This window comes from Oleiphilus sp. HI0067, assembly GCF_001635735.1.
The window spans coordinates 1-734 of the sequence record NZ_LWFI01001732.1; the positions used below are offsets into that span (position 1 = coordinate 1).

Annotated in this window: 1 pseudogene; it reads left to right on the forward strand. The window is 43.1% G+C overall.

The window, feature by feature from the left end:
- Positions 1–120: 120 nt before the first annotated feature.
- A pseudogene (locus A3739_RS27565) lies at positions 121–734 on the forward strand (DUF724 domain-containing protein); the annotation flags it as partial.

The following is a 734-nucleotide window of genomic DNA, read 5'->3' on the forward strand; positions in this document are numbered from 1 at the left end:
GCGCAATTAGATCGAGGTGAAAACCTTAATTTAAGTAAGGCGATGCAGATTGCTTTGCAGCAACGTGTTCCAGAGTTGTTAGCTTTACCACTTGTCACAGCAGCGAAGTAGGGGGCTGACATGAAACAATTTACTTTAGGCAAAGTACTTGGTCTTCTGTTAATCGTGAATGCAGGTCTGTTTTTTGCCCAAAAAAGCCTGGCCGAAGATTCGCAAAATGTAGATTTTATTGCGCTCGCAAAGTCGATTGTGAAGAACGACGCAAAAGAAAATGCTGAGCGTGAGCGTGTATCGAAACTTGCTTTGGCTGAGCAGAAGCGTTTGCTTCGCCAAACAAATCAGGAAATTGCTGAGGAAGAAAAAGAAAAGCAACGTTTGAAAGCCTTGTTTGATAAGAACGAAGACGACATCGCAACTCTTCAAGAAAAACTCGATTTAGCGAGCGGCACACTTGGCGAAGTATTTGGTGTTGCGAAAGAAAGCGCGCTGGATTTAATTCCTAGCCTTGAAGATTCGATGACCAGTGCACAATTTCCTGATCGTATTACAGCATTGCGTTTTGCCGAGACCAGTAAGGTGCCAACCCTTCTTGAGCTACAAGCCTTATTCAGTAGTTTTGAAAGTGAAATTGTTGAATCAGGGAAGATTGAATTATTAGATCTTCCCGTTGTTGCATTGGATGGAAAAACTTCCCCTAAGCAAGTGCTTCGTATCGGTACCTTTAGTGCGATGGA